Annotated in this window: 6 protein-coding genes and 1 tRNA gene; 4 read left to right on the plus strand and 3 right to left on the minus strand. The window is 67.9% G+C overall.

The features are described from left to right. Window positions 1-71 precede the first annotated feature (71 nt). Entirely contained in the window at window positions 72-1,046 is a 975-nt protein-coding gene (locus ACFFGN_RS02575; protein WP_380043607.1) for a winged helix-turn-helix domain-containing protein, read from the plus strand. On the opposite strand, the gene ACFFGN_RS02580 is transcribed toward ACFFGN_RS02575, so the two are convergent. From ACFFGN_RS02580 to aceE, 3 genes are all read right to left on the minus strand, one after another. Further along, the gene (locus ACFFGN_RS02580) at window positions 998-1,630 is read right to left on the minus strand and encodes a hypothetical protein (RefSeq protein WP_380043608.1); all 633 of its coding nucleotides are present in this window, start codon (window positions 1,628-1,630) and stop codon (window positions 998-1,000) included. The two genes, ACFFGN_RS02575 and ACFFGN_RS02580, sit on opposite strands and share 49 nt — an antisense overlap. Before the next feature lie 39 nt (window positions 1,631-1,669). Continuing rightward, window positions 1,670-3,160 (minus strand): peptide MFS transporter, encoded by a 1,491-nt coding sequence (locus ACFFGN_RS02585; RefSeq protein WP_380043609.1) that lies wholly within the window; start codon window positions 3,158-3,160, stop codon window positions 1,670-1,672. Window positions 3,161-3,305: 145 nt separating this feature from the next. Beyond that, window positions 3,306-6,035 (minus strand): pyruvate dehydrogenase (acetyl-transferring), homodimeric type, encoded by a 2,730-nt coding sequence (gene aceE / locus ACFFGN_RS02590; RefSeq protein ID WP_380043610.1) that lies wholly within the window; start codon window positions 6,033-6,035, stop codon window positions 3,306-3,308. Window positions 6,036-6,364: 329 nt separating this feature from the next. On the opposite strand from aceE, the gene ACFFGN_RS02595 reads away from it, so the two are divergent. The 3 genes from ACFFGN_RS02595 (at window position 6,365) to ACFFGN_RS02605 (ending at window position 7,385) form a co-directional block, all read left to right on the plus strand. Then, the gene (locus ACFFGN_RS02595) at window positions 6,365-6,799 is read left to right on the plus strand and encodes a DUF3052 domain-containing protein (RefSeq protein ID WP_380043611.1); all 435 of its coding nucleotides are present in this window, start codon (window positions 6,365-6,367) and stop codon (window positions 6,797-6,799) included. 17 nt (window positions 6,800-6,816) lie between these two features. Further along, a complete protein-coding gene (locus ACFFGN_RS02600; RefSeq protein WP_380043612.1) occupies window positions 6,817-7,278 on the plus strand; it encodes a peroxiredoxin in 462 nt (153 codons plus the stop codon). A 35-nt stretch (window positions 7,279-7,313) separates the two neighbouring features. Next, window positions 7,314-7,385: transfer RNA gene (locus ACFFGN_RS02605), tRNA-Val, on the plus strand. The last annotated feature ends 837 nt before the right edge of the window (window positions 7,386-8,222 follow it).

Genomic DNA, 8,222 nt, shown 5'->3' on the forward strand with positions numbered 1-8,222 from the left:
CGATTTCCTCGCGCGTTTCGACGCTGATGCCAATGGTTAATGCGCATCCGCGCGGCCGTTAACCTTGGGCGGTGCTGATCACCCGGCTCGGTCCCGACGACCTCGCCACCACCCGGTTCGCGATCTCCCCGTTGTGGGAGACGGTGACCAGTCGATGGATTCTGCAGGACCCGGCCGGCCATGCCGTGCACCTGCCCTGGGTGCGAACCGCGCGGCAGATCGACCGGGCAGAGGACTTCGAGCCGTACCGCCAGATGCTCGACGCGCTGATCCGGATCGGCACCTGGATCCCGGATTTCCTCACCCCGGCACCACCCGACGGACCGGTCGAGTTCCATGGCGAGCTGACCGCCCTGGCGGAGACGCCGGCTGAGGTGTTGCGGGCCGATCTCGAGCAGACCCACGTCCGGACGCCGCTGACCGGTCTCGGCAAGCGCATCTACGACGATCCCGAGCGGTACCTGCCCGAGTTTGTCGAGGCCTTGAACGCCTGGTGGCACCTCGCGATCGAACCGGCCTGGCCGCAGCTGCGTGCGCTGCTGGAGGCCGACATCGCCGAGCGGGTCCGGACGCTGGCGGAGTACGGGCCGGCCCAGATGTTCGCCGAGATCCATCCGAAGCTGCGCTGGAACGACGGCGAGCTGGAGATGGACAATCGCTGCGACGTGGACTTCAGCATCGCCGCCGCGGGTCTGTCGATGGCGCCGAGTGTCTTCTTGGCCGGGTCGCCCGCGTTCCTGGTCCGGCCCGGGATGCCGCTGTTCATGTGGTACCAGACGAAGGTCCCGGTCGGGTTCTGGCGGGCCGGACCGTCCCCGCAGTTGGTGCAGCTGATGGGGGAGGCGCGGGCGCGGGTGCTCGCCGTACTGGACACGCCGCTGACGGCCGGCGAGGTCGCGGACCGACTGGGGCTGTCGCTGACCGAGGTCACGACCGACCTCCAGGTGCTGCAGGAGGCCGGTCTGGCGGTCAGTCGCCCGGAGGACCAGCTGACCGTCTACACCTGCAGCGATCTCGGCCGCTCCCTGTCAACAACAATGGCCTGACCACCCGAGCGACCAGCCGCGCGCCGCTCACCGCCGGAGCCGAAGCGACCAGCCGCGCGCCGCTCACCGCCGGAGCCGGCGCGATCAGGAGCCGAGCGGCGGCGGTGGTAGGCCCAGGTGAGTACGGCCAGCGCCGGACCCCACAACAGCAACGGCGCGTAGCACGCGATCATCAGCGCGGCCCACCAGTCGTTCGCGAACGGAAGTTCGATTCCGGCGAACAGATTCCGGAAGCCATACCCCCAGACCAGCATCAACGCGATCGACCCCAACGCCGCCGGAATCACCGCCGCGTACGGCGCCACGCGGCGCCCTCCCAGCCACGGGATCCACCGCGGCACCACCTCACCCCACGGGCGAACCAGGCCGAACGACAGCAACGCGAGCGCCTCGGCCAGCACGCTGAGTCCCAGCACGTACGGAATGCCCCAGCCTTCGACGTGCACCGGATTGCCCTGCAGATCGAGCGCGCCCATCGAGAAGCCGAGGGCCAGGCCGATCCGCCACAGGCCGGACGGCAGGGTCATCAACACAATGGCGTGGGCGAGACGATCGGCCCAGCGCGGTACGGGATGTTCGGTCATGGTTCGAGCATCGCCAGTTCGGCCCGCGCGGGCCTCCCTCTAGTGGGTGACCGTGATCCCTCGCTGGTCGCGTTGATCCGCGTGGCGCCGGATCCACGGCGAGAGGAAGTACAGCACGATCGCAACGGCGACGGTGACGATGGCCAGCCCACCGAAGTACGCCGTATCGGACGCGCCCTCGGTCGCCTGCACGAGCTGTGCCGTGATGGCCTGACCCGCGGCCGGCGCGAGGAACCACAGCGCCATCATCTGGCTGTTGAAGGCCTTCGGCGCCAGCAGAGTCGTCGCGGCCAGGCCCACCGGCGACAGGAACAACTCGCCCAGCGTCTGGATCACGTACACCAGCACCAGCCACAGCGGCGACGCCAGGCCTTCACCGGCGACGGACGAGGCCAGCGCCATCACGCCGAAGGAGATGCCCGCGAGCAGCAGACCGGTCGCGAACTTGTGGCCGATGCCCGGTCCGCGATCGCCGAGCTTGATCCACACCACCGCGAACACCGGCGCGAGCACGATGATCGAGAACGGGTTCACCGACTGGAAGAACTCGGGCGTGATGCCGAGGCCGAAGACCGAGAGCTCGGTCCGGTTGGCGGCGAACGAGGTCAGCGTGGTCGCGGCCTGCTCGAACACCATGAAGAACAGCATCGCGGCGATGAACAGCGGGATGTACGCGCGGACCCGCCGGCGCTCGACCGGCGTGACCAGCGGACTGCGCAGCAACATCGTGAAGTAGGCGATCGGCGCCAGGAAGCACAGGTAGGAGATCGCGTCCACGACCGGTTTCGGGCCGACGCCACCGGACCGCCAGGCCGACCAGGTGAAGACCGCGCCGAGCAGAATGGCCACCGCGAGCACGACCCGGATCATGCCCGGCCGGTCGGCGGCGGTGAGCGGATTCGGCGGGGTGTCGCCGCGGCCCTGCAACGTACGGCGGCCGAGCACGTACGAGAACAAGGCCAGCGTCATACCGACCGCGGCCGCGCCGAAGGCCACGTGGAAGCCGAAGTGCTCGCGCAGGAAGCCCACCACGAACGGCGCGCTGAACGAGCCGATGTTGATGCCCATGTAGAAGATCGAGAACGCCGAATCGCGGCGGGTGTCGTCGCGCTCGTACAGGTTGCCGACCATGGTGGACACGTTCGGCTTCAGCAGACCGGTGCCCAGGGCAACCAAAGCGATACCGAGGTACGCCGTGGCGTGGGCCGGCAGGGTGAGCGACAGGTGGCCCGCCACGATGATGGCACCGCCGTACAGCACGGTCTTGCGGGCGCCGATCACCCGGTCGGCGAACCAGCCGCCGAGCACTGACAGCAGGTAGACCGAGGCGCCGTAGATCGAGACGACCGCCTCGCCCAGCGACTGGCCGAGCCCGAGGCCGTGCGCCTGGTCAGTCAGGTACAGCAGCAGGATGGCGCGCATCCCGTAGTAGCTGAACCGCTCCCACAGTTCCGTGGTGAACAGTGTCGCCAGGCCACGGGGATGACCGAAGAAGGTCTTTTCGGACGTGACCTGATTACTCGAAGACACAGCGCGCATACTCCCCGTGAGGACCCGACAAATCCCCTCGACCGTAGTTGGTTGCGTCCGTCAACCATTCACCGGGTCCGAAATGAGCCTGGAAAACACAGCGGCCGCCCACCGCGAGGGTGAACGGCCGCTGTCAGGTACCGGGTTAGGCGCCGGCGCCTTCCTGCTTTACGCCGGCGACCGCGGTCGGGTCGTCGATGCGGTACTTGCGAGCGGCCTCGGCGGCCACCTCGCGCTTGACGTCACCGCGCTTGGCCAGGATCTCCAGGGCCGCGACGACGATCGACTCGGCGTCCACCTGGAAGTGGCGACGGGCGGCCGCGCGGGTGTCGGCCAGACCCCAGCCGTCGGTACCGAGCGAGGTGTAGTCGTTCGGGACCCAGCGGGAGATCTGGTCCTGCACCGAGCGCATGAAGTCGCTCACCGCGACGACCGGGCCCTTGGTGTCCTTCAGCTGCTGGGTGACGAACGGGACGCGCTCGTCCTCGTCCGGGTGCAGCAGGTTGTACTGCTCGGCGGCGACGGCGTCCCGGCGCAGCTCGTTCCACGACGTCACCGACCAGATGTCGGCGGCGACCGAGTACTCCTCGGCGAGGATCTGCTGTGCCTTGCGGATCCACGGCAGCGCCACGCCGGAGCCCAGCAGCTGCACCCGCGGCACGTCGTCTCCGGCGGCCGTCGGGTACTCCGCGAAGCGGTACATGCCCTTGAGCAGCGAGGCCACGTCCAGGTCCGCCGGTTCGGCCGGCTGGGCCACGGGCTCGTTGTACACGGTGAGGTAGAAGAACACGTCCTCGCCGTACGGCTTGTCCTTGTCCAGCCCGTAGCCGTACATCCGGCGCAGGCCGTCCTTGACGATGTGCGCGACCTCGTAGGCGAAGGCCGGGTCGTAGTGCACGACGGCCGGGTTCGTCGAGGCGAGCAGCGGCGAGTGCCCGTCAGCGTGCTGCAGGCCCTCACCGGTCAGCGTCGTACGGCCCGCGGTGGCGCCGATCAGGAAGCCCCGGCCGAGCTGGTCGCCGAACGCCCACAGGCTGTCGCCGGTGCGCTGGAACCCGAACATCGAATAGAAGATGTAGAACGGGATCATCGGCTCGCCGTGGGTGGCATACGCCGTACCGGCGGCGATCATCGAGCCCATCGCGCCGGCCTCGCTGATGCCCTCGTGCAGCAGCTGGCCCTTCTCGGACTCCTTGTAGGCCAGCAGCAGGTTGCGGTCGACCGCCTCGTAGGTCTGGCCGTGCGGCGAGTAGATCTTCGCCGTCGGGAACATCGAGTCCATGCCGAAGGTGCGGTACTCGTCGGGCGCGATCGGTACGATCCGGTGCCCGATCTCCGGGTCCTTCATCAGGTCGCGGAACAGCCGGACCAGCGCCATCGTGGTGGCGACCGGGGTCTTCTCGTTGCCCTTGCTGAGCGGCTTGTAGACGTCGTCGCCGGGCAGCTTCAGCGTCTTGGGCTTGACCCGCCGCTCGGGCAGGAACCCGCCGAGCTGCTGGCGCCGCTCGATCATGTACTGGTACTCCGGCGAGTCCTTGCCAGGGTGGAAGTACGGCGGGTTGTACGCGTCCTCGAGGTCCTTGTCCTCGATCGGCAGGTAGAGCCGGTCGCGGAAGGCCTTCAGGTCGTTCGAGGTGAGCTTCTTCATCTGGTGGGTGGCGTTCTTGCCCTCCAGGGACTCGATCGTCCAGCCCTTGACGGTCTGGGCCAGGATCACGGTCGGCTGGCCGACGTGCTCGGAGGCGGTCTTGAAGGCGGCATACACCTTGCGGTAGTCGTGACCACCACGCGGCAGCCTGCGCAGGTCCTCGTCGGACAGGTTGCGCACCATCGCCTGGAGTCGCTGGTCACCACCGAAGAAGTTGTTCCGGATGTACTCCCCGGACTCCACCGCGTAGGTCTGGAACTGACCGTCGGGCGTGGTGTTCATCTTGTTGACGAGCACACCGTCGTGGTCCTGCGCGAGCAGGTTGTCCCACTCGCGGCCCCAGATCACCTTGACGACGTTCCAGCCGGCGCCACGGAAGAAGGCCTCGAGCTCCTGGATGACCTTGCCGTTACCGCGCACGGGCCCGTCGAGCTGCTGCAGGTTGCAGTTGATGACGAACGTGAGGTTGTCGAGCTCCTCGCGCGCGGCCAGGCCGATCGCGCCGAGCGACTCCGGCTCGCCCATTTCGCCGTCGCCGAGGAACGCCCAGGTGTGCTGCTGGCTGGTGTCCTTGATGCCGCGGTGGTGCAGGTACCGGTTGAAGCGCGCCTGGTAGATCGAGTCCAGCGCGGCCAGACCCATCGAGACCGTCGGGTACTCCCAGAAGTCCGGCATCAGCCGGGGGTGCGGGTACGACGACAGGCCCTGGTGCGGACCGCGGCTGACCTCCTGGCGGAAACCGTCCAGCTGGTCGGTCGTCAGCCGGCCCTCGAGGAAGGCGCGCGCGTAGATACCGGGGGAGGCGTGGCCCTGGATGAAGACCTGGTCGCCACCGCCCGGGTGGTCCTTGCCGCGGAAGAAGTGGTTGAAACCGACCTCGTACAGGCTGGCGGCCGACTGGTAGGTGGCGATGTGACCGCCGACCTCCAGGCCCTTGCGGTTGGCCTTGCTCACCATCACGGCGGCGTTCCAGCGGATGAACGCGCGGATCCGCCGCTCGATGTGCTCGTCACCGGGGAACCAGGGTTCGCGCTCCGGTGGGATCGAGTTGATGTAGTCGGTGCTGCGCAGGGCCGGCACGCCGACCTGCCGCTCGCGCGCACGCTCGATCAGCTTGAGCATGAGGTAACGCGCCCGGGACTTGCCGCGCTCGTCCAGCACGGCGTCCAGTGATTCGACCCACTCGCGTGTTTCGTCGGGGTCGATGTCGGGAAGCTGGGTGGGCATCCCCTCGGTGATGATGGCTGGTGGTTCGTGTCCGGAAGCCACGGTGTCCTGCCGTTCTCTAGGTCGGTCCTCTCGGCAATCCTGTCACCTGTCCGGAGTCCGTTCTACTTTGCGTCCCCAAGACTCAGGTTCTGTTCCGGCCCAGGACGGTTTTTCCGGACGCCACCCACCCGTGGGCCTCACATACCGGACACGTTATCCACACCGCGGCGCGCGGGTACCGGACACGGAAGGTGGCCCTCGTGCATACTTGCGCGACGCGGTAGGCCACGATGGACTACTGCTACTGACGCCTAAGCCCGGAACACCGGGTACACGGAGGAGGACACGTGAGCGCGACCGCGGACCACGCGGACGGCGAGGGCCTGGCTAGCCGCCTTGGCTTCGAGAGCGGCATGATCGTGCAGGAACTCGGCTACGACGACGACTGTGACGACGCGTTCCGCGCCGCCATCAGCGACATCACCGGCGAAGCCCTCGTGGGCGACGACACGGAAGACGTTGTCGACGTCGTCCTGCTCTGGTGGCGAGAAGAAGACGGCGACCTGTTCGACGGCCTGCTGAACGCCCTGACCGACCTGAAGGCCGGTGGTGTGGTCTGGCTGATGACGCCCAAGGTCGGCCGGGACGGGTACGTCGACGCCAGTGACATCGCCGAGGCGGCGCCCTCCGCGGGCCTTGCCACCACCAGCAGCCTGAGCGTGACCGGTGACTGGTCCGCGACCAAGCTGGTGATGCCGAAGTCGCCGCGCACCAAGCGGTGACCGCGACCATCCCCCAGGTGGGCAGCGAGGCGCCGGACTTCGTGCTGCGCGATCAGCACGGCGAGGAAATCCGGCTCTCCTCCTATCGGGGGCGGTCGAACGTCGTCCTGGTGTTCTATCCGTACGCGTTCAGCGGCCCGTGCACGGGCGAGCTGGGCGCGATCCGGGACAATCCCGAGCTGTTCGAGTCGGGTGATGCCGTCGTGCTGGGCGTGTCGTGTGACGCCATGTACAGCCTGCGGATCTTCGCCGACACCGAACGGCTCGGCTTCAGCCTGCTCAGCGACTTCTGGCCGCACGGCGCGGTCGCGTCGTCGTACGGCGTGTTCGACGCGGACCGGGGTTGCTCGGTTCGCGGCACCTTCGTGATCGACCAGGCCGGCCTGATCCGCTGGTCGGTGGTGAACCCGATCCCGCAACCACGCGACTTGAACGACTATGCCGAGGCCCTGGCCGCACTGGGCTCCGGCCTCGGTTAGACTTCGGCGCGCTGTTCTTCCCGGAACGGCGAAACGGGCGCATAGCTCAGCGGTAGAGCGCTTCCCTTACAAGGAAGATGTCGGGGGTTCGATCCCCTCTGCGCCCACCTCCACTTCCACCGCACCCACGGCCACTCCGGCCGTCGTACCGCGGCCCTTCCGTACCGCGGCCCCTCGTCCGCGGTCCCTGCTGGCGCGGTTCCAATGCGGGTCGATCGCCGAGGAATCGTGGTGGTTGACCTGCGAGATGGCAGGTCAACGTCCAAGACTCGGTGGGTTGACCGCCCGTCTCATGGGTTGACCGTCGCGATTCGACACCGGATTCGACCAGTTGTGCTTTGGGTGGCTCGGAGCGTCTGGTGCCGGGTTTTGCGCGGGTGCCGGATTGTGGTGTGGCTACCTGGTTGCAGCCGGGTAGTCGGTACAAAACCTGGTAGCAGGCTTGCGGAAAGCCGTTAGTCGCGCTGAAAGCCGCTAGCCAGGGCCGGGGAAGCCGCGCGGTTGGTGTGTGGGTGCCGGGCGCCCGGCTAGGGGCGCACACGCGACCACTCGCGGGAACCCTTCGGCCACCACCCCCACCGCGCTGCCTCCGCTGGGCCTGACTACCGGGTTTCAGCGCGGCTACCGGCTTCCCGCGAGCCCACTACCGAGTTTTGTGCCGGCTACCCGGCTGCAACCAGGTAGCCACACCACAACCCGGCAGCCCCATTGAGCACCGGCACGACCACTCGCAAGACGGCCCAAACGAACCACAGCGACACGGAGTCCACGGCCACCCGCCCCAAACGAACCACAGCGACACGGAGTCCACGGCCACCCGCCCCAATTTTCAGCCCGGAACGGGCCGCACGCCAGAGCAGTGCATGACTCGCGCTGAAAGCCGCAAGGCGTACGCCTCGCACGATGCCCGGCGACCGCGCGGGGGCCTTGGGTGGCGTCCGGTA

Source organism: Kribbella deserti (assembly GCF_042434725.1).
GTDB lineage: Bacteria > Actinomycetota > Actinomycetes > Propionibacteriales > Kribbellaceae > Kribbella > Kribbella deserti.

Excerpts from the sequence above, each read along its gene's own strand:
- ACFFGN_RS02580 (WP_380043608.1), bottom strand. The coding sequence starts at position 1,630 with ATGACCGAACATCCCGTACCGCGCTGGGCCGATCGTCTCGCCCACGCC.
- aceE (WP_380043610.1), bottom strand. The coding sequence starts at position 6,035 with ATGCCCACCCAGCTTCCCGACATCGACCCCGACGAAACACGCGAGTGG.